General features: G+C 63.9%; 27 protein-coding genes. 17 read left to right on the top strand and 10 right to left on the bottom strand.

The window, feature by feature from the left end:
• Entirely contained in the window at window positions 1-969 is a 969-nt protein-coding gene (locus DTX69_RS28255) for a Bug family tripartite tricarboxylate transporter substrate binding protein (protein WP_119304935.1), read from the bottom strand.
• A 414-nt stretch (window positions 970-1,383) separates the two neighbouring features.
• On the opposite strand from DTX69_RS28255, the gene DTX69_RS28250 reads away from it, so the two are divergent.
• The 3 genes from DTX69_RS28250 to DTX69_RS28240 are packed head-to-tail and all read left to right on the top strand — an operon-like array spanning window position 1,384 to window position 4,527.
• Window positions 1,384-2,055, top strand: coding sequence for a response regulator transcription factor (locus tag DTX69_RS28250; RefSeq protein ID WP_119304934.1), 672 nt, complete (start codon window positions 1,384-1,386; stop codon window positions 2,053-2,055).
• The gene (locus DTX69_RS28245) at window positions 2,048-3,430 is read left to right on the top strand and encodes a sensor histidine kinase (RefSeq protein ID WP_284736126.1); all 1,383 of its coding nucleotides are present in this window, start codon (window positions 2,048-2,050) and stop codon (window positions 3,428-3,430) included. Before DTX69_RS28250 ends, DTX69_RS28245 begins: the two co-directional genes overlap by 8 nt.
• A complete protein-coding gene (locus tag DTX69_RS28240) occupies window positions 3,427-4,527 on the top strand; it encodes an ABC transporter substrate-binding protein (RefSeq protein WP_284736125.1) in 1,101 nt (366 codons plus the stop codon). The genes DTX69_RS28245 and DTX69_RS28240 overlap by 4 nt, the downstream gene beginning before the upstream one ends.
• Here the strand turns inward: DTX69_RS28240 and DTX69_RS28235 are convergent.
• Window positions 4,495-5,400 carry a DMT family transporter gene (locus tag DTX69_RS28235; protein ID WP_119304933.1) on the bottom strand — a complete coding sequence of 302 codons (906 nt, stop codon included), beginning with the start codon at window positions 5,398-5,400 and terminating at the stop codon, window positions 4,495-4,497. The two genes, DTX69_RS28240 and DTX69_RS28235, sit on opposite strands and share 33 nt — an antisense overlap.
• A gap of 88 nt (window positions 5,401-5,488) precedes the next feature.
• Complete coding sequence (locus DTX69_RS28230; RefSeq protein ID WP_119304932.1) at window positions 5,489-5,950, bottom strand: MarR family winged helix-turn-helix transcriptional regulator; 462 nt, start codon at window positions 5,948-5,950, stop codon at window positions 5,489-5,491.
• 159 nt (window positions 5,951-6,109) lie between these two features.
• Here DTX69_RS28230 and DTX69_RS28225 point away from each other — a divergent pair, with 159 nt between their 5' ends.
• The gene (locus DTX69_RS28225; RefSeq protein WP_119304931.1) at window positions 6,110-6,511 is read left to right on the top strand and encodes an Ohr family peroxiredoxin; all 402 of its coding nucleotides are present in this window, start codon (window positions 6,110-6,112) and stop codon (window positions 6,509-6,511) included.
• Between the two features lie 58 nt (window positions 6,512-6,569).
• Window positions 6,570-7,016, top strand: a complete 447-nt coding sequence (locus DTX69_RS28220) for a DUF6130 family protein (protein WP_284736124.1) — start codon at window positions 6,570-6,572, stop codon at window positions 7,014-7,016.
• Window positions 7,017-7,083: 67 nt separating this feature from the next.
• Here the strand turns inward: DTX69_RS28220 and DTX69_RS28215 are convergent, their stop codons facing one another.
• Window positions 7,084-8,547, bottom strand: a complete 1,464-nt coding sequence (locus DTX69_RS28215) for an NAD(P)/FAD-dependent oxidoreductase (protein ID WP_119304930.1) — start codon at window positions 8,545-8,547, stop codon at window positions 7,084-7,086.
• A gap of 305 nt (window positions 8,548-8,852) precedes the next feature.
• Here DTX69_RS28215 and DTX69_RS28210 point away from each other — a divergent pair, with 305 nt between their 5' ends.
• On the top strand, window positions 8,853-10,727 hold the full coding sequence (locus DTX69_RS28210) for a potassium transporter Kup (protein ID WP_119304929.1): 1,875 nt from the start codon (window positions 8,853-8,855) through the stop codon (window positions 10,725-10,727).
• Between the two features lie 16 nt (window positions 10,728-10,743).
• Here DTX69_RS28210 and DTX69_RS28205 read toward each other — a convergent pair whose 3' ends face one another.
• The 5 genes from DTX69_RS28205 to DTX69_RS28185 form a co-directional block, all read right to left on the bottom strand.
• Window positions 10,744-11,115: a hypothetical protein gene (locus tag DTX69_RS28205; RefSeq protein ID WP_119304928.1), complete on the bottom strand. Its 372-nt coding sequence runs from the start codon at window positions 11,113-11,115 to the stop codon at window positions 10,744-10,746.
• Between the two features lie 65 nt (window positions 11,116-11,180).
• A complete protein-coding gene (locus DTX69_RS28200) occupies window positions 11,181-11,666 on the bottom strand; it encodes a glycosyltransferase family 2 protein (protein ID WP_119304927.1) in 486 nt (161 codons plus the stop codon).
• 12 nt (window positions 11,667-11,678) lie between these two features.
• Window positions 11,679-12,590, bottom strand: a complete 912-nt coding sequence (locus tag DTX69_RS28195) for a Gfo/Idh/MocA family protein (RefSeq protein WP_119304926.1) — start codon at window positions 12,588-12,590, stop codon at window positions 11,679-11,681.
• Window positions 12,587-13,126, bottom strand: a complete 540-nt coding sequence (locus DTX69_RS28190; protein ID WP_162917644.1) for a dTDP-4-dehydrorhamnose 3,5-epimerase family protein — start codon at window positions 13,124-13,126, stop codon at window positions 12,587-12,589. The genes DTX69_RS28195 and DTX69_RS28190 overlap by 4 nt, the downstream gene beginning before the upstream one ends.
• Before the next feature lie 68 nt (window positions 13,127-13,194).
• A complete protein-coding gene (locus tag DTX69_RS28185) occupies window positions 13,195-13,725 on the bottom strand; it encodes a dTDP-4-dehydrorhamnose 3,5-epimerase family protein (protein ID WP_119304924.1) in 531 nt (176 codons plus the stop codon).
• 257 nt (window positions 13,726-13,982) lie between these two features.
• On the opposite strand from DTX69_RS28185, the gene DTX69_RS28180 reads away from it, so the two are divergent.
• Genes DTX69_RS28180 through DTX69_RS28165 form a run of 4 tightly spaced genes read left to right on the top strand, consistent with a single transcriptional unit; the run spans window position 13,983 to window position 17,207 of the window.
• Entirely contained in the window at window positions 13,983-14,339 is a 357-nt protein-coding gene (locus tag DTX69_RS28180; protein ID WP_162917643.1) for a hypothetical protein, read from the top strand.
• Between the two features lie 40 nt (window positions 14,340-14,379).
• Window positions 14,380-14,997: a hypothetical protein gene (locus DTX69_RS28175; protein ID WP_119304922.1), complete on the top strand. Its 618-nt coding sequence runs from the start codon at window positions 14,380-14,382 to the stop codon at window positions 14,995-14,997.
• 1 nt (window position 14,998) lies between these two features.
• Entirely contained in the window at window positions 14,999-15,730 is a 732-nt protein-coding gene (locus DTX69_RS28170; RefSeq protein WP_119304921.1) for a response regulator transcription factor, read from the top strand.
• Entirely contained in the window at window positions 15,717-17,207 is a 1,491-nt protein-coding gene (locus DTX69_RS28165) for a sensor histidine kinase (RefSeq protein WP_119304920.1), read from the top strand. Before DTX69_RS28170 ends, DTX69_RS28165 begins: the two co-directional genes overlap by 14 nt.
• A 324-nt stretch (window positions 17,208-17,531) precedes the next feature.
• Here DTX69_RS28165 and DTX69_RS28160 read toward each other — a convergent pair whose 3' ends face one another.
• The gene (locus DTX69_RS28160; RefSeq protein WP_119304919.1) at window positions 17,532-18,218 is read right to left on the bottom strand and encodes a class I SAM-dependent methyltransferase; all 687 of its coding nucleotides are present in this window, start codon (window positions 18,216-18,218) and stop codon (window positions 17,532-17,534) included.
• A gap of 184 nt (window positions 18,219-18,402) precedes the next feature.
• Here DTX69_RS28160 and DTX69_RS28155 point away from each other — a divergent pair, with 184 nt between their 5' ends.
• From DTX69_RS28155 to DTX69_RS28130, 7 genes are all read left to right on the top strand, one after another.
• Window positions 18,403-18,852, top strand: coding sequence for a PaaI family thioesterase (locus DTX69_RS28155; protein ID WP_119304918.1), 450 nt, complete (start codon window positions 18,403-18,405; stop codon window positions 18,850-18,852).
• 120 nt (window positions 18,853-18,972) lie between these two features.
• Window positions 18,973-19,146, top strand: a complete 174-nt coding sequence (locus tag DTX69_RS30455; protein ID WP_162917642.1) for a hypothetical protein — start codon at window positions 18,973-18,975, stop codon at window positions 19,144-19,146.
• A 153-nt stretch (window positions 19,147-19,299) separates the two neighbouring features.
• Window positions 19,300-19,731, top strand: a complete 432-nt coding sequence (locus tag DTX69_RS28150; RefSeq protein ID WP_119304917.1) for a GlcG/HbpS family heme-binding protein — start codon at window positions 19,300-19,302, stop codon at window positions 19,729-19,731.
• Window positions 19,732-20,005: 274 nt separating this feature from the next.
• Window positions 20,006-20,959 carry a fatty acid desaturase family protein gene (locus DTX69_RS28145; protein WP_162917641.1) on the top strand — a complete coding sequence of 318 codons (954 nt, stop codon included), beginning with the start codon at window positions 20,006-20,008 and terminating at the stop codon, window positions 20,957-20,959.
• A gap of 403 nt (window positions 20,960-21,362) precedes the next feature.
• Entirely contained in the window at window positions 21,363-21,599 is a 237-nt protein-coding gene (locus DTX69_RS28140) for a hypothetical protein (RefSeq protein ID WP_162917640.1), read from the top strand.
• A 284-nt stretch (window positions 21,600-21,883) separates the two neighbouring features.
• Window positions 21,884-22,174, top strand: coding sequence for a DUF2277 domain-containing protein (locus DTX69_RS28135; protein ID WP_119304914.1), 291 nt, complete (start codon window positions 21,884-21,886; stop codon window positions 22,172-22,174).
• Between the two features lie 15 nt (window positions 22,175-22,189).
• Window positions 22,190-22,873 (top strand): alpha/beta hydrolase family protein, encoded by a 684-nt coding sequence (locus DTX69_RS28130; protein ID WP_119304913.1) that lies wholly within the window; start codon window positions 22,190-22,192, stop codon window positions 22,871-22,873.
• The last annotated feature ends 17 nt before the right edge of the window (window positions 22,874-22,890 follow it).

Here is a 22,890-nt window from a genome sequence, read left to right as displayed (position 1 = left end):
CTACGACACCAATCCCAAGGTCTTCAGGATCGCGCTCACGCGTGCGTTCTCATCGGCCAGGTATTTGGCGAACGCGTCGCCGGGCATGTAGAGATCCATCCAGCCCTTGTCGGACAGCACCTTCTTCCAGCCGTCGCTCTTCACCATCGCATCCACTGCGGCGGCCAGCTCCTGCTTCTGCGCGTCGCTGATGCCGGGTGCCGCCACCACGGCGCGCCAGTTGGCGAGCTCGACATCCACGCCCTGCTCCTTGAGCGTTGGGATGTCGACCCCTTCCAGCCGCTCGGGGGAGGAGATGGCGAGTGCGCGGAGTTCGCCGGCCTCGATCTGTCCGATCCATTCGCCGAGGCCACTGATGCCGGCGGTCACGTGTCCGCCCAGGATCGCAGCCAGCGCCTCGCCGCCGCCGGAGAACGGAACGTAGTTGATCTTGGTGGCGTCAGCACCCGCCGCCTGTGCGATGAGGCCAGCCAGGATGTGGTCGGTGCCGCCGGCCGAGCCGCCGCCCCAGGCGACCGCGCCGGTGTCGGCCTTCAGCTTCTCCACCAGCTGGCTGAGATTTTGGATGTCGGAAGAGGCCGGCACCACGACGACCTCGTATTCGCCGGTGAGGCGCGCGATCGGCGTCGTCTGCTCCAGGGTGACGGCGGACTGGTTGGTCAGGATGGCGCCGACCATGACCAAGCCATTGACCATCAGCACGTTGGGCTTGCCCTTCTCCTTGTCCGCCAGTTGCGCGAGGCCGATGGTGCCGCCTGCGCCGCCGACATTCTCCACCGTGGCCGATTTGACGATGCCGGCGCTCTGCATCACCTCCTGCATGGCGCGCGCGGTCTGGTCCCAGCCGCCGCCGGGATTGGCGGGCGCGATGATTCTGAGATTGTCCACGGCGAGAGCGCCAGACGCGGTGGTCAACCCGGCCGACAGGACGACGGCCGTGGCGAGCTTACGAAGCGTGGTTGCGTTCATGCATTCCTCCCATTGGTAACCTGAACGGGTTCGATACGAGTTTTCTTAGTGAACCTTGCCGACCCGCCGGCAGGTGGGATGCCAGCCGTCGCGATGGCTGTAAGCGGCAATCCAAGACCTGTTGATCGGGTCGAAGGCTAGGACTGGTGTGCCGATGGCGCAATTGGCAAATCCGCCGATCGCGTTATGAGCACAACTTCAGGATGAAGTGATCCAGTACAGTTCCTCCCACAGATGTTTTTTTGGTGTTTTCTTGGCGGATTAAGACTGAGTTCCGCTGCTGGGTGCTGAGCCTAGCGCGCGAAGTTGTCGCGAAGCTGTCGCCGCGCCGGGCGCGATATGATAGCTGGGTCTTATGAGGGGCCAGCGACAGGGCAGGGCGCGGGTTCTGGCTTGTCTGAAGAGGGACGAGGCGTGCGCGTTCTCCTGGTCGAGGATACCGAAGATGTTGCGGAAGCAATCGTCGCGAATTTTTCGCGCAGCGGTCACGCGATCGATCGCGTGACGGGGTGCGGCGCGGCGCGCGACGCGGTGGCCGTGCAGGACTACGATCTGGTGATTCTCGACATCAATCTTCCGGACGGTTCCGGCTTCGACTTCCTGCGCGCCCTGCGCAGTGCGAAGAACCCGACGCCGATCCTGGTGGTCACTGCGCGGCGCGAGGTCGAGGATAGGATCGGCGCGCTCGATATCGGCGCCGACGACTATCTGATGAAGCCGTTCGATCTGCGCGAACTCGAGGCGCGGGCGCGGGCGCTGATCCGACGCAGCAGCGGCGAAGGCAGCGGCGTGATCGAATACGGCAAGCTGTCGCTTGATCCAGCCGGACGGACTGCCGGCATTGCCGGTACGCCGCTCCAGCTCACGCGAAGGGAATTCAGCGTGCTCGAAATTCTGATGCTCAATCGCGGCCGAGTGATGCCGAAAGAGCGGATCTTCGAGAAGCTGTTCTCGTTTGACCGGGAGGAGGTTGGCCTGAACGCGGTCGAGCTCTACATCGCCCGCCTCAGGCGCAAGCTCGCGGGCTCCGGCCTGGTGATCCGGAACCTGCGCGGCCTCGGCTATCAGATCGCCCTCGATGAATAGGCGCACGACCTCCATCACCGTCCGGCTGGCGGTCACGATCGCGCTGATCATCGCGGCGGGCGGCATCGTCATCAGCGTGGCGGCCTACGCCTATGGCCGGCAAGCCGCGCAGGAGGCGTATGACCGCCTGCTCGCGGGAGCGGCGTTCCAGATCGTGCAGTCCATCGCCGTGCTCGAAGGACGGATCGTCGTCAACCTGCCCGTCTCGGCTTTCGAACTGCTGGCGCTGGCGCCTGATGATCGCGTGTTCTATCGCATCATCGGCCCCGACGGAGGCACCATCACCGGGTATGAGGATCTGCCGACGCCCGCGGCAGCGAGCGAGGATGTCGCCTTCTATTCCGACGAATATAGCGGCGAGACGGTGCGGCTCGCAGCGGCGCTGCGCCGCTTTGCCGAGCGTGGGTTCACCGGCCAGGTCCAGATCATCGTCGGTCATACGACGCGGGCGCGCGGCGCGCTGGCCCGGGACATCACGACCAAGGCGCTGGGTTTGGTGGCGATTGCGGGTGTTGCCCTGGTGGCGCTTGTCGCCTTCGCCGTGCGCTCGTCGCTGGGACCCCTGGCACGCATCGAACAGGCCTTGCGATCGCGCGATCCGAAGGATCTGTCGCCGCTTACCGTTTCCACGCCGCGCGAGGTCGAGACCATCGTCGCGGCCATCAACCGCTTCATGGGCCGGCTGGCGAGTCGCGTGACCATCATGCAGAACCTGATCGCCGACGCGACGCATCAGTTGAAGACGCCGATCGCCGCCGTGCGCGCACAGGCAGAACTGGCAAGCGAGGAACAGGATCCGGCGCGTCTGCGGACAATCGCGGGCAGAATTCATACCCGTGCCGTCGGATTGAGCCGGCTGGCCGACCAGCTGCTCAACCAGGCGCTGATCATCCATCGTTCGGATGCCGCCGCGCAGGAAGTGATCGATCTGCGCGAGGTCGCGATCCGCGCAACCGACGAGACGGACCACGATCTCCTTTCTACCGGGCTCGATCTGCATCTCGATCTGCCCGAGCATCCCGTGCATGCGCGCGGCGACGCGCTCAGCCTGGTCGAAGCCTCGAAGAATTTGCTGAGCAATGCCCTGCGCTACGGCGCGCCGCCGGTCTCGTTTTCGGTGGAGCACAAGGCAGCCGAGGGGATCGCTGAGTTCGCGGTCGTGGATTGTGGCCACGGCATCCCGGAATCGGACTGGCGCGACAGCGGCCGCCGGTTCGCGCGATCGGCAGGCTCGCTGCCCGACAGCGCCGGGCTCGGACTTGCCATCGTGAACGCGGTCGCCGAAGCGCATCACGGGCGCCTTGCCTTCTCGCGCACCCCGGAAGGCCGATTCCGGGTCGCGTTGGAGATCCCGGTGGTAGAGGGCGCTCCATGATCCGCATGACCGGGCTCCTCGTTCTTGTGGCTTTGCTCGGCCTTGCTGCGGGCAGGGCAGATGCGCAGGGCATCGACACCCAGAATGAGATCGCCCTATTCGGTGCCCCGCTGCAGACGGCACGCGCGGTACTCGCTATCGATGGCTCCACCGATACGGAGGTGTTTGCGCCGATCCTGGAAGCCTTTGCCAAACGCGTTCCGGACGTCGCCATCCGTTATCGCGAGATCACGACCAATGAGCTCTATGACCTGGCCGAGCGGGGATGCAGCGGGGCGGAGCCGGCCGCCGACTTGGTGGTCAGCTCCTCGATTGATCAGCAGGTCAAGCTTGCGAATGATGGCTGCGCGCAGCCGAACCATTCCGCGGCGGTAAGTGCCCTGCCGGCCTGGGCGAAGTGGCGCGACGAGGTGGTCGGCTTGACCTACGAGCCGGCCGTCATCGTCTACAACCGCGATCTCGTGGCGCCCGCGCAGGTGCCGCGCTCGCGCTTTGACCTCATCGATCTGTTGCGACCGGCTGACAATCCATTCAACGGGCGCATCGGCACTTACGATATCGAGGCCTCGGGTGTCGGCTATCTGTTCGCCTTTGTCGATGCGCAGCAGGCGACGACTTTCGGCCGCTTGATCGAGGCCTTCGGCCGCAACAAGGTGGTGGCAACCTGCTGTTCGGCGGAGATCATCGATGACGTGGCGTCGGGGCGCTTCCTGATCGCCTACAACATGCTCGGCTCCTACGCACTCGTCAGAGCGGCCGAGGACCATCGCATCGGCATCGTTGCGCCGTCCGACTACACGCTGATCCTCTCGCGAGCGGCCCTCATCCCGAAGCGCGCCAAGAACGCCGAGCTGGCGCGGCAATTCATCGACTTCGCTTTGTCGGGTGCAGGCCGGCGCTCCCTCTCTGAAAGCGGCCTGCTCGTCTCGTTCGACGATGCAGGCGGCGGGCTGGCGGCCCTGTCCGGCGCAGTCCCGACTCTGCGGCCGATCGCGCTCTCGCCCGCTCTGCTGATCGGCCTTGACCGGCAGACGCGCGACAATTTCCTCGCGCTGTGGCGCTCCTCACTCGGCGGGGCGGATCCCGAGGCGCGGTAGCAGGCGCCCATCGATCGCCGCGAGCCCCAGCCCGATCAGCGCCATGCCGATGAAGTCGACCGGCGCCAAGGTTTCGTGAAGGAAGGCACTGCCCAGCACGATCGCGCTGACCGGGATCAGGAACGTCACCAGCGAGAGGTTGACCGCGCCGGCCGACGCGAGAATGCGGAAGAACACGACGTAGGCGAGCGCGGTGGATAGCAAGGCGAGTCCCAGAACCGCTCCCCAGACCGGCAGGCCTGGAACCTCCAGGTGCCATGGGTGATCGACCAGCATTGTGACCGGCAGAAGCATCAGACTCGATGCCGTGACTTGGCCTGCCGCCGTGGCCAGCGGCGGCACACCCATGCGCTTGAAGCGCCGGCCGAAGATCGCGGCAAAGCCATAGGAAAGCGCTGCGCCAAGGATCGCAAGCTGCGCCAGCACATCCTTTCCCAGGCCATGCAAGGCCTCGGGACCGATCAGCACGACGACGCCGGCAAGACCCAGCAGGATTCCAGCGAAGCGGCCTCGCGACAGCCGTTCATCCGCCGTCAGAACATGCGCAACCAGGACCGTGAACAGTGGTGTCGTTGCATTGAGAATGGAAGCGAGCCCGCTCGCGATCTGTGTCTGCCCCCATACGATGAGCGAGAAGGGGATCGCGTTGTTCAGCAGTCCCATGCCGAAGAAAGCGAGCCAGGTGTGGCCGTCCCATGGCATGGCCGTTCGCGTGAGCCGCACCACGGCATGCAACGCGAGCGCTGCAATCGCGACCCGCAGCAGCACGATGGCGAAGGGCGGCAGCGCTTCGACCGCGACGCCGACAAAGAAGAACGATCCGCCCCAGAGCATTGAGAGAGCGAGCAGTAGCGACCAGTCGAGCGGACTCATGCAAACAGGGGCGGCTGGGGTCATGCTCGGAGTGTGCCGAAGCTGGTTGTCGGCCGCTGTCCGCTTCTTGCTGCTCTCGTCTCGACCATCAATCCTGAGCCCGCGCCACCTTCATGAGATTGTCGCGCAGCGTGACGACGCCCTTCTGCATCTTCCTGAATTCTTCCGGGGTCAGTCCCGACGCCTTCACCAGATTCATCTCGAGGCCCTTCTCACGCAAGCGGCGACCCGACTCGGTCAGGCTGACAACGACCTGCCGCTCATCTTCGGAACTGCGCTGCCGGCGGATGTAGCCCATGCTCTCCAGCTTCTTGAGCATCGGCGTCAGCGTGTTGGATTCGAGAAACAGCTTCTCACCCAGGCTGCTGACGGTCTGGTTGTCTTCCTCCCAGAGCGCCACGATGGTGATGTACTGCGGATAGGTGAGGCCCAGTTCCTCGAGAATCGGCCTGTACGCCCGGCCATAGGCCAGATTGGCGGAATAGATTGCAAAGCACAGAAAGTCGGCAAGCTTCGGACCGGCCGGCTTTTTCGCGTCTTTAGGCTTCATGGCACCGCGTCCTCACACGAAAAGTTGACCTCTCAAGGCCATAGATAGATCGTGTGCGATTAAATCGCAAGCTTGACAATCCGGGTTGTTTCACAATATAGATCGCATACGATTTAATCGTATCCGGTAAAAATGACCACTTTCAGAAGGAAGCCTGACATGACCACCACTCCTAAAGTTCTCTTCACCGGCCGGACCCGTACCACGGGCGGCCGTGACGGTGCGGCGCGCAGCAGCGACGGTTTTGTCGACCTCAAGCTGCCGCAGCCGCACCCGGCTGCCGAGCAGCTCTTCGCCGCCGCCTGGTCAGCCTGCTACATCGGCGCGATCGAGCTCGCCGCCGCCCAGAGGAAGATCAAGCTTCCGGCCTCTCCAGCCGTGGACGCCGAGATCGATCTGAACCGCGCCGGCGACGAGTTCTTTCTGCAGGCGCGCCTCAGCGTCAACGTGCCGGGCGTGGACCGCGCGGTCGCTGAGGAGCTGGCCGAGGCCGCGCACGGGATCTGCCCGTACTCCAAGGCGATCTACGGGAATATTGACGTCACCACCAACGTCTTTTGAACGAGAGGCCTGCCCGTCGGGCAGGCCTTCCATTCTCTATCAGGAAAGGAGATTGCACATGGTTCGCCGGTTTCTCGCTGCGGCGATGCTCGTCGGCGCGGGCAGCTTCGCTGCCACGTGCGGCGCCTTGGCAGACGATTATGAGCCCGCTGCGCTCGCGCCCCTTGCATCAGAGCCCACACCCCGCCTTCACGTCGACGCTCCGCTCGCCGACCAGTTGGCCGAGGGACGGGTCGTCATCCGCTATCGCGCCGAGAATGTCAGGATCTTGCCGGTCTACGGCCCGGCTGCCCGCGATGTCTCACCGCGGATTGGGCATCTCCACGTCACGGTGGACGATGGGCCATGGCGTTGGGTGGATGCGAGCGGCGAGCCGCTCATCATCAACAAGTTGCCCGCCGGGCCGCACAAGGTTCTGATCGAGCTCGCCGATCCGACCCACACGGTCATTGACGGCAAGACCGTAGATCTCGTGGTCCCTGAACGGACCGCGAGCGATCAATGAGCCGAAAGGCAACTATGGAGAGACGTCGTGGCCGGCTCGATGCCGGCCACGCGCTTCGCTCTCTGACCTACACCCACGGGCAGTTCGAGTTGCCGCCGCCATAGGTCCAGCCGTCGCTGTAGCGCTTCAGGCTGAAGGGCTTGAGTTCGTCGGGCAGCGCGCCGCCGGTCAGGTGACGGGCGCTGAGCTCGCCAACGCCGATCATCTTGAAGCCGTGGTTCGAGTCGGCGATCATCCAGGCGTTGGGTGCAACCCAGTCGAACACCGGCACGTTGTCCGGCGTGAAGGCGCCAACGCCGCCGTTGCGCCGTTCCTTGAACAATTTGCGCGAGCCTTTGAACCGGCCGAACAGGTAGGCAAGCGTGGCGCAGTAATAGTCCGCGAACCAGTCATCGGCCTGGTACTTGTCATTGAGATGACCGTATGGCTCGACGTCGGCCTTGCCGCCGATCTTGATCGGGATGGTGCCGCCCTGGATGCCCGGCGCGCCGACGCGCTCTGCGGCATAGCGCGCATACATATAGAAGTGCTTGTCCGGGAACTCGCGGCCATCTTCGGTGACCACCGGCGTGTTCATCAGTTCGACATGCAGCACCGGGCTGTCGCGATCGTCGGCGGTGCGGAAGTCGACGCCTTCCGGCAGATAAACCTCGCCTTCCAGCAGGCGCCAATAGGTCCACATGTCGTGATCCTTGGCGATGCGCCCATCCTTGTATTTGAGGTCGAGCTTGTCGCCCTTGCCGAGCCAGCCCCAGTGCATCGGGGTCCAGGCGCCGGCGCCGATCACCACCACGTCGCACTTCACGTCGCCCTGATCGGTCTTCACCGCCGTGACGCGGCCGTTCTGCATCTCGTAGCCGATGACTTCCGGGCCATAGCAGCGCCGCACGCCATACTGCATGCACTTCTGGTCCAGCCCCCAGACCGCCATGTGCGTGCCGGCATAGCCCGAGGGCTTCTCGTGCAGCACGAGATCGGCCTTCTCGGTGTTGAAGTCCGGCCAGATGCTCTTCAGGAACTTGTGCGCGTCCTTGCCGACATACAGATCGGAAGGGTAGCCCTGGTCGTTCTGCGACTTGTGGAGCGCGATGTAGTCGCTCTCCTGGTTCGCTTCGCCGACCGAGACATAGCCCACCTGCTGGAAGCCGAAATTGACGGGATCGGACTTCCACACCTTCACGCTCTCGCGCAGGATCGCGTGCAGCGGCTTGGTCATATAGAGGTTGCGCACGCAGCCGCAGGCGAGGCCGGTGGCACCCGCGCCGGGCCCGGCCTTGTCGATCAGCACCACGTCCGAGCCTTTGCCCTTGCCGCTCTCGGTCAGGTACTTGGCGAGGTGATAGGCGGTCGACATGCCGTGCATGCCGGCGCCGACCACGACGAACTTGGCGCCGTCCGGCAGCTTGCTGACATCGTGCAACGGCACGACCGCCGGATTGACGGGCTTGCCGTGCTTGACCTGCGGCATGGGCCGCTCGCCAAAGGGGTAGAACTGATTCTGTGGCGTCGGGTTGGGTGCCTGCCGGACCATCTGGATCCTCCGAAGGGTGGAATCTTGAGCAATCTCGGGCGCTCTTTTACCCGGATTTGCCGCGCGCCGGAACGCTTTCCGCGGCCTGTTTCAGCGCTGTTTCGACGCCTTTATGGACTGGCTTGCATGAGAAATATGCAATTGAACCAATATCTTGCTTCGAAGCAGCGGAGGCTGGGCCATTGGCCGCGCTTGTCACGGGAGCAATACCGACCTAAATAGCGTCCCTCATTTTGCATCGCACCGCCAGCAAGTTTGGCCGGCGCGACACCAGGGCAGCGAAAGAAAAGTTCAGGCCAGGATCCGTGGAGACAACCACGCCCAAACAGAAGAGCGCCGCTGCCCTCGCGCTCGCCGCCGTCGGTGTCGTCTTCGGAGACATCGGCACCTCGCCGCTCTATGCCATCAAGGAATCCTTCGGCGGCGCGCACCCGTTGGCGCCGGACGAGCCGCATGTCCTCGGCGTTCTGTCGCTCATCTTCTGGGCGATCATGCTGGTGGTGACAACCAAGTACGTCGCGCTCATGATGCGCGCCGACAATAAGGGCGAGGGCGGCAGCCTCGCGCTGCTCGCGCTGGCGAGCCGCCTGACGCACGGCTCCAACCTGACGCCGATCGTCATCATCCTCGGCATATTTGCGGCCGCCTTGTTCTACGGCGACAGCATGATCACGCCCGCCATCTCGGTGCTGAGTGCCGTGGAGGGCCTGCAGGTCGCCGCGCCGGCGCTGGAGCCCTATGTGGTGCCGCTGACCCTGGCGATCTTGATTGCGCTATTCGCACTGCAGAAGCACGGCACTGCCCGCGTCGGCGCGCTGTTCGGGCCGATCACCATGGTCTGGTTCGCGGTGCTGGCCGTAATCGGCCTGATCCAGATCGTCGAGCATCCCGTCGTCCTGTGGGCGCTCAATCCCTACTATGCCGTCAATTTCTTCATGCTCGATGGCTGGATTGCGTTCCTGGCGCTCGGCTCCGTGGTCCTGGTGGTAACGGGTTCCGAGGCGCTCTACACCGACATGGGGCATTTCGGCCGCTTTCCGATCCGCCTCGCCTGGTTCGGTGTGGTGCTGCCGGCCCTCGTCATCAACTATTTCGGCCAGGGTGCGTTGATCCTCGGCGATGCACGAACCCTGGACAATCCGCTGTTCCGCATGGTGCCGGACTGGGCGGCGCTGCCAATGGTGGGACTGGCGACGGCAGCCACCATCATCGCTTCGCAGGCGGTGATCACCGGCGCCTTCTCGGTAACGCGGCAGGCGATCCAGCTCGGCTACCTGCCGCGCATGCAGATCATCCATACCTCGGCGGCGGAGATGGGGCAGATTTACCTGCCCTTCGTCAATTGGATGCTGGCCTTCTTCGTCGCGCTGTTGGTGCTCGGCTTCCAATCCTCCACGCATCTTGCTGCGGCGTACGGCATTGCGGTCACCGGCACCATGATCATCGATGCGTTGCTGCTGGCGATCGTGGCGGCGCTGCTGTGGAGATGGAAGCCGATCGTGCTAGTGCTTGTGATCGGGCTGTTCCTGTTCGTCGATCTCAGCTTCTTCACCGCGAACCTGACCAAACTCACCCATGGCGGCTGGTTCCCGCTGGCGGTCGGATTGGTCATATTCCTCGTCCTCACCACCTGGAAGCGCGGCCGCGCCCTGCTGTGGGAGCGGGTGAGCAAGGACGCACTGGAGCTCGACACGTTTCTCAAGGCGGTCTCCGATCGCGTGCCGCGCGTGCCCGGCACGGCCATCTTCATGACCGGCACGGCCACCGGCACGCCCGGATCGCTGCTGCACAACCTCAAGCACAACAAGGTGCTGCACGAGCAGGTGGTGGTCCTGACCGTCCGGTTCGAGGAGATCCCCTATGTGCCGGAGGACCAGCGCTTCGAGCTGACGGTCCTGCCGAAGAACTTCTACCGCCTGCGGCTGCGCTACGGCTTCATGGAAGGGCCGAACATTCCCGACGCCTTGCGCAAGGCGGAGGGCAAGGGTCTGCATTGCGACCCGATGCAAAGCTCCTACTTCCTGAGTCGCGAGACCGTGATCCCCTCGACCAAGCCCGGCATGGCGATGTGGCGCGAACATCTCTTCGCCTGGATGTCGCGCAGCGCCACCAGCGCGATGGATTTCTTCAACATTCCACCCAACCGCGTGGTGGAGCTGGGCACGCAGATCGAGATCTGACGCCTCGCCATCCTGCTCATCGATCGAGCAGGCGTGCGGCCTTCCGAAAGGGCCGCGTGAGGCGCCACGACCACGTCTGCTTCATGCACTTGACCCTCTGTTGCAGTTTCGAGATTTCCTTCGCTTTCGCCTTGAGCTGCATACGCAACGCCGACACATCCTTGCCGACACTCGCGCTATAGGAGCTGCGGCTCAATCCGCCGAGCGCCATCTGGACGATGTCGTCGCGGCCGCAAGGATCCGCCACGCGAGCGGCCCATTCCTTCACCTCGGCCGCGCGCCGCTCCATGGGCCAGTCACGGCGACGATTGGCTCCAAACTTGACCGCTGTCACGGCCACCCTGGTGCCGAACCGCAGATGCTTCCGAGCCAGGAACTTGCGCCACATATGCAGGTCCGTTGGCAGGCCGGGGGGCGCCGGGCTCCAGCCCTCCGACAAGTATCGGTAGGCACTCAGGCGGTATCCTGCCACGGTCGGCCGAAGAAATTGAAACCGGTGCAGAGCATCCGCTCTCGCACGGCAGCCTCACCCAAGTCGCCGGGCAGCAGCATGATGCGACCATCGGCACGGATGTCCACGTGCGACAGATTTCCGAAATCGACACCCTGGAGCAGTGCCGTCATTTCGGTGAGGTGATTGGGAAACCAGAGATCGTCGTCGCCGATCTGGCAAATGTAAGCGCCGCGCGCATCCTGGAGCGCGTCGTGGCGGTAGGCTTCCCCGTGCCGTTCGCCCTTGGGATGGACAAATGGCCTGATCCGATGGTCTCTCGCTGCGAAACTCCGAGCGCACGACACCGTCTCGGCGGGTGCCCCATCACAAATCACGAACAGCTCGAAGTCTCGACGCTCCTGCGCGAGCACTGATTCGATCGCATAAGGCAGCATCGCCGGCGGGCGACAGATCGGGAGCAGGATGGTGAACGTCGGATCGCTCATGCCAACTTGCGCCTACGCCGAGCGCGCGGCAGCTTCGATTTCCGCAGTCCGCTCGACGATGCGTGCGCCCTCATGCGCGGAGCTCATCGGAGGCGGTCCGCCGTTCAGATGGGCCAGGAATGCCTTGATCTCGAGCAGCAGCGGCATGTCCTGGGCAATCTCGATTGTCTCGGCCTTCGCGTGCGCATCGGCCGGCGCGCCGCGGCGCACGCGAATGGCCGTGTCATAGGAGTCGCGCAGCTCCAGGCTGGCCCGGCTGCCGACGATGGTGAAGGTGCGGCGATGCTCCGGCGCCGCAATCGACATGTCGATGGTGATCGGCGGCCCGCCCGTTTCCCCTAGTTGCACGACGAGGCCGGTATCGATCGCCCGTTGCAGGGTCGGCCGGACGAACCTCAGCGGCGGAATGGCACCCAGCCAGTGAAGTACGATGGAGAGGTCGTGCGGCATCAGGATCCAGATCGCATTGACATCGGCATGCGGGCAGCCCCAGCCCCAGCGCTGGATGTGGATGCCGAGAACCTCGCCCACCGCGCCATCGGCGATCTCCTGCCGCATGCGCTCGATGCCGGGATGATAGCGCCACTTGTGCATGACGAAGACGCGATCGCCCGCCGCGTTCGCGATGCGGCGCGCGCTGACCAGATCGGAGGTCATGGGCTTCTCGGTGAAGATCGGGCGGCCGGATGGCAGGAGTGCGTCGATGATCTCGGCATGCAAACTGGTAGGCACCGCCACGACATAGCCGTCGACCGGCGGCAACGCGGCGAGCCGGTCGACGATCGAGTCCGCACGATGTTCGCTGGCAATGCGGCGGGACGTTTCAGACGGGGCTACGACGTGAACGATGGCGCCGCACGCCTTGAGGTCGCGCAGGATGTGACGGCCCCATGCGCCGCAACCGATCAGCCCAATGCGGCTCATGAATGCAAGCCGTCATGACGGAGCGTCGCGGCGAGGGCTAGCGCCATCTCGGCATAGCTTGGCGCGCCGGCATCCCGCGCTGACAGCGAGGGATCGTGCGCCGGCCACGAAAAGCCCAACTCGGGGTCATCCCAGCGGCAGCCGAGTTCATCCGCCGGATTCCAGTAATGGCTTACGGCGTAGACATAGCGCGTCTCGCACGCGAAGTAGAAACCATGCGCGACGCCTGGAGGAATCGTGGCACTGCAGGGCGTCTCGCCGGACAGAAGCTGATGGACGGCCAGCCGATAGGTCGGCGAGTCTGGCCGCATATCGCGAAGCGCCAATAACATCTCGCCCTGTAGAACGCACAAGTAATCGAAATGCGTTGGATGTACATGCACGCCGCGCAAGGTGTTGGCGCGGCTGCAGACGAGGTTCCACTGGACCGGGGTGACGTCGAGCTGCCAGTCCTCCCGATAGAGTTCGGTCGTGCGGAAGACCTGGCGATGTTCTCCGGATAGCGGGCGCAGAACAACGCCGGCCGGCATTTGCATAGACGCGGATCGGGATGGATCAGGCATGGACCAGCGATCGGAACGAACGAATACAAGCAGCGCGTCAACTATATGTTCGCGGCGGCCTTGTGCCAAGGCGCGGCCGCCAAGTCAGCATAGTCGCCGGCATCGCGATCAGATGCGGACAATTCAGGCGCGGTGCAGGGCCACTCCAGGCCCAGCTCGGGCGCATCCCATCGGCACCGCTGATGGTCGGAGTGGTCATCGTAGACCGATGCTCCAGTGAAGAACATTGAATCAGCCGACGAATAGAACCCATGAGCCACTCCTGGCGGGATGACCAGCATCTGCAGCTGTCGGCCGTTCAGGCGGAGCATCGCGGATCGGCGCGCCGTCGGTTCCTCGGGTCTCAGATCGTGCAGGCCGACAAACATCTCGCCCGCAATCACGCACAAGTAGTTCCAACGATACCGGTACACATGGATTCCGCGCAGCGCATTGGGGGCACTCTGGCAGGCGGTCCACTGCACCGGCGAAGGCGAGCCATGCCATTCCTTCCGGAAGATCTCGGTCAACTCCCCACGCGCATCGGGATGGGTCTGGAGCGGCATCAGCCTGACGTCGGCAGGCAGAATCATGGATTACCCGATCAAGAGTGCTTACGAGTGCTGGGAATGGGCATTGCGTTGGATCATCCGCCTGCCGCCCGAGCCAACGCAAGTGCTCGTCCCTTCGGGGCGCCGCCGATACCTCGGCATTAATTGCCGGCTCTACCTCTGAAGATTGCATGCGAGCGTCTCGTTTCTTCTGCTGTCGATAAAAAGTCCTACAATATTTCAATAGTTTGCTGGAAGGGGCGTCAGGTGGCACGCGATTCGAATGCGGAGCCGAAGCGATGGCTCGAAACAGAGGGAAAATTTGCGTGGAACCATTCGCCGCCGAGACTGTTGCACCCCCGGACCGTACCGCGCTGCGGGGCAGCGGACGGTCGACGCCGGTTTGGTGGGAGGCGTTCGATGACGAGGGCTTGCAAGGGATCTGGATTCCACAAAGTTCGCTGCCTCGGCCGAATTGGGACGACGGTGCCGCCCAGATGCCGATAATGGCCGCGCCACAGGCGCAGCGTCTTGCGGCTCAAGGCGCCGCGCGCCGGATCTTCGCGTCGCACTCTTTCCCCTTCTTCACCGACTTGTGTGAGAAAGATTTGCTGGGACCGGCTTCGCTTGTGCTGTTAGCCGGGCGTCACAAATGATTGTAGTGCAAAAGGACTGGATTGATTGTGCATGTGCACTATGATCGCTGACATGACGAGGGGACGGATCAATCCTGCGCGTGCCGCTTTGGGTGCGACGCTGCTGTCGATGGCATTGCTTGCGAGCGGCTGCATGAAGCCGGTCGAGGAAAACGATGATGCCTGGATGGTGGCGACCCCGGAGCAGGAGCGGCGCGCACCGACTCAACCTGCGGTTCGTCCGCAGGAGGCCGTGGCCGAAGTGAAGCAGAAGGCACCGATCACCACGTCCAAGAAGCCCACCCAAGAAGCGCCCGCGCCGGAGCCAGCCCCTGCGGCGCCGGTCCATACGGCCTCCGAACTGATGGGCAAGCGGCAGTCGGAGGTGACGGCGCTCATGGGTGCGCCCGCCCGCATCGAGCAGCGCGCGGCCTCGACGGTATGGGTGTATCAGGGCGGTGACTGCGGCCTCGACGTCTTTTTTTTCCTGGATATGGCGACCTCCGATGAGCGTGTGTTGACCGTGGCGCCGAGCGCGGAATCCGCGGCGGCAGCGGCGAGAAAACCGACATCCCCGGCGGCGGCGGGCGAGACCGCTTCAGCCGAGGTGGCCAGCGGGCCGCAGAATCCGGACGATACCGCCATCGACGCGTGTTACGGAAAACTGCGCCGGAGCTGAAATGTCGGGCGAACCGATGCTGGTCGTCGTCGAGGACGACGACGTTTTCGCTAAAGTCCTCATCAACAATCTAGCCGGAGCGGGGTTCTCGGCCACTCATTTCGATCGGCCGGAAACCGCGATCGCCGGCGTTCCCGCCTTGCCGCGCGCCGATCTCTTGATTCTTGATTGGCGTCTGCCGGCCATGACCGGCGTCGATCTGCTCGACCGGCTGCGCAAGCTCGGCTGCAAGGCGCCAGCCTTGCTGCTGACCTCGCATGATGACGTCTTCTACGAAGAGGCGGCGCTGGAAGCGGGCGCGGTCGATTTCATTTCCAAGACCCGCAGCTTCTCCGTGCTGCGCAAGCGGATCGAGTTGGTGCTGGCCGGCAATCGCCGCGACGGCGCCGTGCCTGCTGCGACATTAAAACGCGGTTCCCTGCTGATCGAGCCGGCGATCCATCAGGCCAAGTGGAACGACAGCCCCGTGTCCTTGACGCTCGGCGAGTTCCGCGTGACGGAGCGTCTGGCTCGCGCTCATGGCGACGTCAGCTATCGCCAGCTCTATGACGTGCTGAAGGGCGAGAGCTTCATTGCCGGTTCCGGCTCGGAAGGTTACCGCGCCAACGTCCGCACCCTGGTCAAGCGCATCCGGCAGAAATTCTGCGATGTGGACGGCCAGTTCTCCTCCATTATTTCGGTTCCCGGCTTCGGATATCGGTGGCGCGAAGGGGCGCCAGATGGCCAAGCCTGAGAGGATTCGGTCTTCGGTCACCGTCAAACTGATGGTGGTTTCGGCGGTCTTCCTGATCGTGCCCGCCCTGCTTTACGGCCGGTTCGAACAGGCGGACGCCGAGCGCAAGCAGCTCATGGTGACCAACCTGCAGATCCAGGGCCGGCTGGCAGCGCAGGCCTTGCAGGAAAAGCTGATCGCGGCCGGCCCACGCGCGCCGGTGGAGGCGCAGGATCTGCTGGATTCGGTGAGCCGTGGCGAATTATGGCTGAAGCTGTTGCTGCGGCCTGCCGACGACGCCTCCAGCTATTTCTACATTGCCAGCGCGCCCCATGTGACGGCCGAGCAATTGTCGGCCGAGCGCGAGGCGCTGATCGCGTCCGGCCAGCTGCTGAAGGCGACCGAGAGCTGTGCCGGCAACCGTCCGCTGGCCGCCCAGTTCGAGAACCCGACCGGCGTCACCGAGCTCTTGACCTCGCTCACGCCCTTCCACACCGAGCAGGGCTGCTGGCTAGTGGTCACCTCTTATCCCGAGGATCCGGTGATCGCTTCGCTGACCAAGCCGTTCTCGAGCGCGCCCGAGTTGCGCTGGGCAGCCTTGTTCTACATCATCATGGCGGTGCTGTCGGTGTGGGCCGGTCTCTCGATCTGGCAGTCGATGCGGCGCTTCGGCAGTCTTGCGCGTCGCATGAGCGAATCCAACCTCGAGCCGTCGGCCCGCTTCGTCGACCTGACGCCGGTGCAGGAACTGCAGCCGATCGCCGCCGCGATGGATCGGCTGGTCGATACCATGCGCCGCGCCGCCAGCGCGATCCGCGAGGCGGCGGAGGAGAATGCCCACGCGCTCAAGGGGCCGGTTGCCTCGATCCGCCAGGCGCTGGAATCGCTGCGCCACGGGCGGCCGGAGGACGTGAGGGATGCGGCCCTCGCCATCGACCGTTCCCTTCAGAAGCTCGACGGCCTGATCAGCACGGCGCGGCGTATCGACCATGACATCGCCACCAGCATCGCCGAGGGCCGGTCGATCGTCGATTTGAGCGCGCTCGCAGCCAATGCCGCCCGCGCCGCGAACGAGCAGCAGGTGGATCATGATAGCCCGAAGGTCGATTGCAAGGTGACACCGGACCTCGCCGTGGTCGGCAGCGAAGAGACGATCGAGACGGTGCTCGAGAACCTGATCGACAATGCCGTCGGCTTCTCGCCGCCGCGCAGCACAGTGAAGGTGACCTTGAAGCGCGCCGGCGACCGCGCTCGCCTGTCGGTGGAGGATCAGGGGCCAGGCGTCCCGCCCGACTTGCTGCCGCACATCTTCGAGCGTCATTTCTCCACGCGGAACGGCCACGAAGCCCAAATGGACGGGCAGCCGCATTTTGGCCTAGGACTGGCCATTGTGCGGCGCAATGTGGCGATGTTGGGTGGGGTAGTTTCCGCCGACAATGGCCCCGACGGTGGCTTCCGCGTTGTGGTCGACCTGCCACTGGCCTATCCCGCGCGCTAAAGTTAACGCGCCGCAACACCGATTAACCCATTGGAAAGATTTGTCAGAATCTGTGACCTAAGGTCACAAGCTAATCACATGTTTGACCCACGACATACCGGGCATCCGCCGCCATATTCAACATGCATTCGCGCCGATGACGATGCATCGAGGACCGACGTCCTGTGAGCATCTAGGCGCCATCACGTCGACAGGTTTTGATTCGTAAGAATCGCCGCGATGTGATGCCGAGTCCCCGACGCCTCTATCCCCAAGAGAGGCGAAGCCGACGGCAGCCGCAGGCCCTCGCGGCTGCCGTTTTTTTTTGCTCGTCATCCGGGCCCCTCACTTGCCGATGGTCACCAGCAGCGTGCCGGCTTCCGTGATCCCGGTGCGATCGAATTCGGCGCGCAGGGCGGCGATCTCCGCGTCCATCTGATCGGCCCGGTAGGCGGCCGCCACCTTGTGCGGGTCTGCCCGGCTCGCAAAGTGGGCGAAGGCTTCCGGTGACATCTGTGTCAGATGGAGCAGGTGACGAACCGCAACCGAGCGGGCGCCATTGCACGCCGCAACGATCTCGCCAGCCGGGATCGGATCCCAATGCACCATGCCGGCCATGCGATCCAGCTTCTTCAGCCAGCGCTCGAACCGGTCGCCGCCGCGCTGGGATGGAATTGAGAGATCGAACCAGGGATCGACGATCACGATAGCGCGCCGCGCGACGCGCATCGCTTCGGCGAGTGCCTGGTTGATGTCGCCGACATGGTGCAGCGCGTTCTCGAAGGTAACGAGGTCGAAGGACTCATCGGGAAAAGGCAGGGTCTCTGCCGTTCCTGGCCGAATATCCAGGCCGACCGCGTGGCCTTCCGCCGCCCTAGCGTCATCCGGCTCGACACCCGTGGCCGCGATACCGAGGGATTTCGCGTGGGCGAGCAGAGCGCCGGCGCCGCAACCGACATCGCACAGGCTCGCCGGCTTCAGCGCTGCGATCTCGCTGCGGAATGCTTGCTGATAGAGTTCATCGGCCGTCATCGGCGCCTCGCAAGGTCGGTAGCTGAGTTAGGACGATAGACCAAGGCCGTCAAGAATGCCCCTTGCTCTATCGGATGTGTGCCTAGACGGCTTTGGTGCCGTCGACTGCCTTTTGCCGACGCACTGTCCTTTGATCGAACACCTGCTATAAGGCTCGGCACTCTCACATCGGCAGGCGTACGCCATGAATCTTTTCGCCGAAATCGGCACTCATCTCTCCGGCCTCGATCGGCTGCGAACCATGATGAAAGACGGGCGCCTGACCGGGATTGAACGGACGCTCGCCTTGCGCCTGATCGAGGTCGAAGAAGGGCGTGTTGTGGTGGAGGGCACGCCGAGCCTGCAGGTCTACAATCCGTTCGGAGTAGTGCATGGCGGCTATGCCGCCTCGATTCTCGACAATGCTTGTGGCTATGCCGCCCAGTCCATGATGGCGCCCGGTCAGATGTGCACGACGCTTGAGCTCAAGGTCGCCTATCACAAGGCTATGACTGAGGAGACCGGCCCGGTTCGGGCCGAAGGCAAGATCGTATCGATCGGCCGTCGCGCCGCCTTCACCGAGGCGCGATTGACAGACATTGCGGGCAAACTTTATGCATCTGCAACATCGAGCTTGATCGTCATGTCTTCCTAGGCTTCCTCAGAAATCCTTAATCAAGTGCTCCTAGCATCCGCCGGCCGATGGGGCGATCGCCATTTGCAATCGTTGCGGCTCCCGTGGGGACGGGGCGGTCAGTACCTGAGGGAACGTTCGATGACTGCAAGCCACGATATTCCGCATACCTCCGATCTGGTCGCAGGCCCGAAGCCTGCTATGTCTGCCGCGCGCGCCAGCAAGCCCAGCGTGTTCGATCGCTTCAGCACGCCGCTCTGGATCGCCATCGGTATCTCGGTGATCGCCCTGGCCGCTTTGGCCGCCTTCGGCTGACCACGTCTCCATTCGGAAGTCGGGAAGGGCTGACCGCGTGATGCGGCGGCCCTTCGCGTTTGTTGCCGACGCCGCGTCTTGCCAGTCTTATACTGATCTTTGCGGGCGCTTCGACCGGAGCGCTCGTCCATTTCCCGCGAAGGATCTTTGCTCATGTCGAATGTCGCTGTGTCGCGCCCGTTGGAGTACGGCCCCCCGATTGCCCTTGAGGCCGCCAAGCGCGTGATGGTGGCCGCCGAAGCCGAAGCGCATGCCAATGACTGGCCCATGGTGATCGCGATCGTCGATAGCGGGGGCAATCTGGTGATGCTGCACAGCCTGGACCACGCGCAGCATGGCAGCGTCGTGATCGCGCAGGAGAAGGCGCGTTGTGCCGTGAATTTCAAGCGGCCCACCAAGGCGTTTGAGGATGCGCTCGCCGAGGGCGGCTTCAACCTGCGGGTATTGGCAGCCCCGGGCATGCTGCCGCTGGAGGGTGGGCTGCCATTGATCGCGGCCGGCAGGATCGTTGGCGCCATCGGCGTTTCCGGCATGCGCTCAACTCAGGACGCGCAAGTCGCAGAGGCCGGCGCGAAGGCCCTGTAGCGACCGACTGGGATGAGCGGCGCTCCGCAGTTGCCTGCGGAGCGCCTGGTCTCACCCCCCACACAGCGCGCTCAGGCGCTGCGGATCTCGGCCTCTTGTTTCCTATTTCTGAGTAAAGATTTTGTTGACGAAGAGTGCGCTCGCCAGTTCTTTGAAGCCAGCTGTTGCTGTCGCGCCAGCGCGCAGCCGCCGGGTAAGCCGTCATCTGGGGAGGCATGCCGGCGAACAGCTGCACTAGCTGCTTTGGGGATCGGCGTTCGGGGGGATTGGGGGCTTGCGGGGAACTTCTGGCGCGGCGCGCTACCGCCGGATCAATCTGGCGTTACTTGGCGTCATGGCGAGTTTCACCATCGGGGGACTGATCGTTCTACCGCTGTGGCTGCTGCCGCTTGATTCGCAGTGGGGTTGGCTGCTGCTGCCGATCGCGTTGCTGACCAACCTCTTCTGGGCGCTGCATCACGAAGCGATCCATGGCGGGTTCCATGACGACCGTCAGCGCAACCTGCAGGCCGGGCGCCTGATGGCCGTTCTGCTCGGCTCGTCGTTCCACGTGCTACGCTTCGGGCATCTGATGCATCATCAGTACAACCGCAACCCGATCGACCGGCCCGACACCTACGATCCGGCATCGACATCCCGGTTGAAGGCGCGCCTGTCCTTTCTCGGCACGCTGTTGTTCGGCCTCTATCTGGCGGAGGTGCTTGCGCCGATCGCGTGCTGGCTTCCGCGGCCGGCGATCGGGCGTATCATCGATCGGGTCTATCGCGGAGACGATCCGGCACTGCACGCGATCCGCCTCGCGGCGCATCGCCAGTTCCTCGATCCGAAGCGGCTTCGCCTTATTCGCATCGATACAGTGCTGGCCTGGTCGCTGCTCGCGTCATCGGCGGTTGTGTTCGACACACATTGGCCGATGCTGCTCGGGTTCCTGATCGCGCGTGGCCTCCTGATCTCCGTGTTCGACAATGTCTATCATTTCGGCACGCCGATCGATCGGCCGGACTATGCGCGCAACTTGTCACTGCCGGTGCCGCTCAGGTTGCTCATTCTCAACATGAACATGCATCGCGTGCACCATCATCGCCCGGCTCTGTCATGGTGGGCGCTGCCGGCACAATTCGCCGCCAGCAAGGAGCAGTATGATGCGCCGCTGCTCCGCATGGCGATGGCGCAGTTCGCCGGTCCCGTTCCAATCAGGGAACTCAGCTCGTCAAAGAGCGCACCCTAGAGGCACTCTTGCAGCGAGCGTCAGCGTGTGGACGTCGGTTCGGTTAAGTCTCGTCAACCAAAAAGCGGCGAAAGACGCAGCCGCCGATTCGCGGGCCGGACGTCAAATTAACCATCCCAACCGGACGACTCGTGAGCCAGACTCGCTTGGTATTTGCGCAACAGTCGTGGAAAAACCACTTCAAGCATTTGTGAAAGTGCGGACGGTTTTCCTCCTCCGCACGCAGAAAATGGCCCGAGAACCGCGGCGCACCTGGGCCAGTAACCTTAATCAAAAGGCCGACCGCTTTTCTACCCAAACGGCTAGGCTACACCCAGGTGTGGGCACTTCTGTTGACGGAAATGGGTTCACTCCCCACCATTTCAGTCATCGGCTTCCCTTGGGCTAACAGATGGAGCGAGGCATGCTCGAGTTCTACGTTAACTATTCGATCAACTCCGGACCGAAGTCGAAACGAGTTCAGGTTGGTCCGTTCAACAATGTGGGGGCGGCCACGCGTCAGCGTGCCACGCTCGAAAACAGCCCCGGCATCTCGCACTGCTGGGTGGGCATCAGCCGCGACGAGACGCGTCAGCTGCTCGCGGTCGAAGGGCCCAAGGTGATGCAGTTCGTGCCGGCGGCAATCCCGACGGCCGCGTAGTTTCGTTCGCTTAAGTTCGTTTTCTCGAGATTTCCCTACACACCGTGCGGCGCGGCACCCCAAGCGCACCCGAGCGCTTGCCGCGCCGCTCTTTTTTTCACCGAAAGGCTCCAGCGCCGCTTCGCGGATTGGGCGGTTTTATGTCAGGCTGCAGACGGCGCCTCGCGTTGTCTAACTCCACAAAAGGATGAGGCTGCGCAAGGCCTGGTTCAGTGCCGCACGGAGCATCGCTTGATGGCAGCGCGGGCCCCGTGCGAGGCTATCCGCTCACGAAGAGGTCGCCCATGTGCCGGAACATCAAGACCCTTTACAATTTCAAGCCGCCCGCAACCGAGGAGGAGATCCGCGCCTCCGCCATACAATTTGTTCGGAAGCTGAGCGGATTCACCCATCCCTCCAAGGCGAACGAGCACGCCTTCAACCATGCGGTCGACCGGGTGGCGGATGCGGCACGTGAGCTGCTGGACTCGCTCGTCACAACAGCCGTTCCGCGCGATCGCGCCGCGGAGGCCGCCAAGGCTCGCGCGCGCGGTGCGGCCCGGTTTCGCACGTCGAGTGCCGGCGGCACGCGCTAGCCGAACGCGGAGCAAATGGTGGCATCGTCAGCCGCGGAGGAGATTGTCCTGACCGCCGATGCGGCGCATCGGGTCTCGGCGCTGCTGATTTCGCCGCCGGGGGCTTTCGCATGCTATGTGCTGGCGCACGGTGCGGGCGTTGGCATGACGCATCCCTCCATGCAGTCCGTGGCGGTCGAGCTTGGCGAGCGCGGCGTTGCCACATTGCGCTATCAGTTTCCCTACATGGAGCAAGGGGCGAAGCGGCCGGACCCGCCCGTCCTTTGCCATGCCACCGTCCGGGCGGCGGTGGCAAAGGCCGGAGAGCTGAAGCTCCCGCTCATCGCAGGCGGGCGCTCGTTCGGCGGGCGCATGACGTCGCAGGCGCAGGCCAAGTCTGCGCTGCCGGGGGTCCGCGGCCTCGCCTTCCTCGGATTCCCGCTGCATCCGGCCGGGCGCCCATCGGATGATCGCGCCGAACACCTGTTCGACGTGACGATTCCGATGCTGTTCCTCCAGGGCACGCGCGATGCCCTGGCCGACCTCTCGCTGCTTCGGCCGCTGGTGGATCGGCTCGGCAAGCGCGCAACCCTGACGCTGTTGGAGGATGCCGATCATTCGTTCCATGTGCCGGCAAAGACCGGCCGCAAGGACGCGGAAGTCAGACGCAAAATCTTGGATGCGCTCGCGGCCTGGACCAAGACGCTGATCGCAGGCTGATTTCCTCACCATCGCCG

Origin of the sequence: Dongia deserti (genome assembly GCF_003574735.1) — a bacterium.
Lineage (GTDB): Bacteria > Pseudomonadota > Alphaproteobacteria > Dongiales > Dongiaceae > Dongia_A > Dongia_A deserti.
Note: the sequence above shows the minus strand (reverse complement) of the source record. Positions and strands in the feature narration are given on the sequence as shown.

Bases quoted from the DNA above. Each gene is read 5' to 3' on its own strand.
- DTX69_RS28225 (WP_119304931.1), top strand. From the start codon at position 6,110: ATGACCACCACTCCTAAAGTTCTCTTCACCGGCCGGACCCGTACCACG.
- DTX69_RS28220 (WP_284736124.1), top strand. From the start codon at position 6,570: ATGGTTCGCCGGTTTCTCGCTGCGGCGATGCTCGTCGGCGCGGGCAGC.
- DTX69_RS28205 (WP_119304928.1), bottom strand. From the start codon at position 11,115: ATGTGGCGCAAGTTCCTGGCTCGGAAGCATCTGCGGTTCGGCACCAGG.
- DTX69_RS28140 (WP_162917640.1), top strand. From the start codon at position 21,363: ATGCTCGAGTTCTACGTTAACTATTCGATCAACTCCGGACCGAAGTCG.
- DTX69_RS28175 (WP_119304922.1), top strand. From the start codon at position 14,380: ATGATCGCTGACATGACGAGGGGACGGATCAATCCTGCGCGTGCCGCT.
- DTX69_RS28185 (WP_119304924.1), bottom strand. From the start codon at position 13,725: ATGATTCTGCCTGCCGACGTCAGGCTGATGCCGCTCCAGACCCATCCC.
- DTX69_RS28245 (WP_284736126.1), top strand. From the start codon at position 2,048: ATGAATAGGCGCACGACCTCCATCACCGTCCGGCTGGCGGTCACGATC.
- DTX69_RS28200 (WP_119304927.1), bottom strand. From the start codon at position 11,666: ATGAGCGATCCGACGTTCACCATCCTGCTCCCGATCTGTCGCCCGCCG.
- DTX69_RS28240 (WP_284736125.1), top strand. From the start codon at position 3,427: ATGATCCGCATGACCGGGCTCCTCGTTCTTGTGGCTTTGCTCGGCCTT.
- DTX69_RS28155 (WP_119304918.1), top strand. From the start codon at position 18,403: ATGAATCTTTTCGCCGAAATCGGCACTCATCTCTCCGGCCTCGATCGG.
- DTX69_RS28165 (WP_119304920.1), top strand. From the start codon at position 15,717: ATGGCCAAGCCTGAGAGGATTCGGTCTTCGGTCACCGTCAAACTGATG.
- DTX69_RS28180 (WP_162917643.1), top strand. From the start codon at position 13,983: ATGGCTCGAAACAGAGGGAAAATTTGCGTGGAACCATTCGCCGCCGAG.
- DTX69_RS28235 (WP_119304933.1), bottom strand. From the start codon at position 5,400: ATGAGTCCGCTCGACTGGTCGCTACTGCTCGCTCTCTCAATGCTCTGG.
- DTX69_RS30455 (WP_162917642.1), top strand. From the start codon at position 18,973: ATGACTGCAAGCCACGATATTCCGCATACCTCCGATCTGGTCGCAGGC.
- DTX69_RS28255 (WP_119304935.1), bottom strand. From the start codon at position 969: ATGAACGCAACCACGCTTCGTAAGCTCGCCACGGCCGTCGTCCTGTCG.
- DTX69_RS28195 (WP_119304926.1), bottom strand. From the start codon at position 12,590: ATGAGCCGCATTGGGCTGATCGGTTGCGGCGCATGGGGCCGTCACATC.
- DTX69_RS28230 (WP_119304932.1), bottom strand. From the start codon at position 5,950: ATGAAGCCTAAAGACGCGAAAAAGCCGGCCGGTCCGAAGCTTGCCGAC.
- DTX69_RS28130 (WP_119304913.1), top strand. From the start codon at position 22,190: ATGGTGGCATCGTCAGCCGCGGAGGAGATTGTCCTGACCGCCGATGCG.
- DTX69_RS28135 (WP_119304914.1), top strand. From the start codon at position 21,884: ATGTGCCGGAACATCAAGACCCTTTACAATTTCAAGCCGCCCGCAACC.
- DTX69_RS28160 (WP_119304919.1), bottom strand. From the start codon at position 18,218: ATGACGGCCGATGAACTCTATCAGCAAGCATTCCGCAGCGAGATCGCA.
- DTX69_RS28150 (WP_119304917.1), top strand. From the start codon at position 19,300: ATGTCGAATGTCGCTGTGTCGCGCCCGTTGGAGTACGGCCCCCCGATT.
- DTX69_RS28170 (WP_119304921.1), top strand. From the start codon at position 14,999: ATGTCGGGCGAACCGATGCTGGTCGTCGTCGAGGACGACGACGTTTTC.
- DTX69_RS28215 (WP_119304930.1), bottom strand. From the start codon at position 8,547: ATGGTCCGGCAGGCACCCAACCCGACGCCACAGAATCAGTTCTACCCC.
- DTX69_RS28190 (WP_162917644.1), bottom strand. From the start codon at position 13,126: ATGCAAATGCCGGCCGGCGTTGTTCTGCGCCCGCTATCCGGAGAACAT.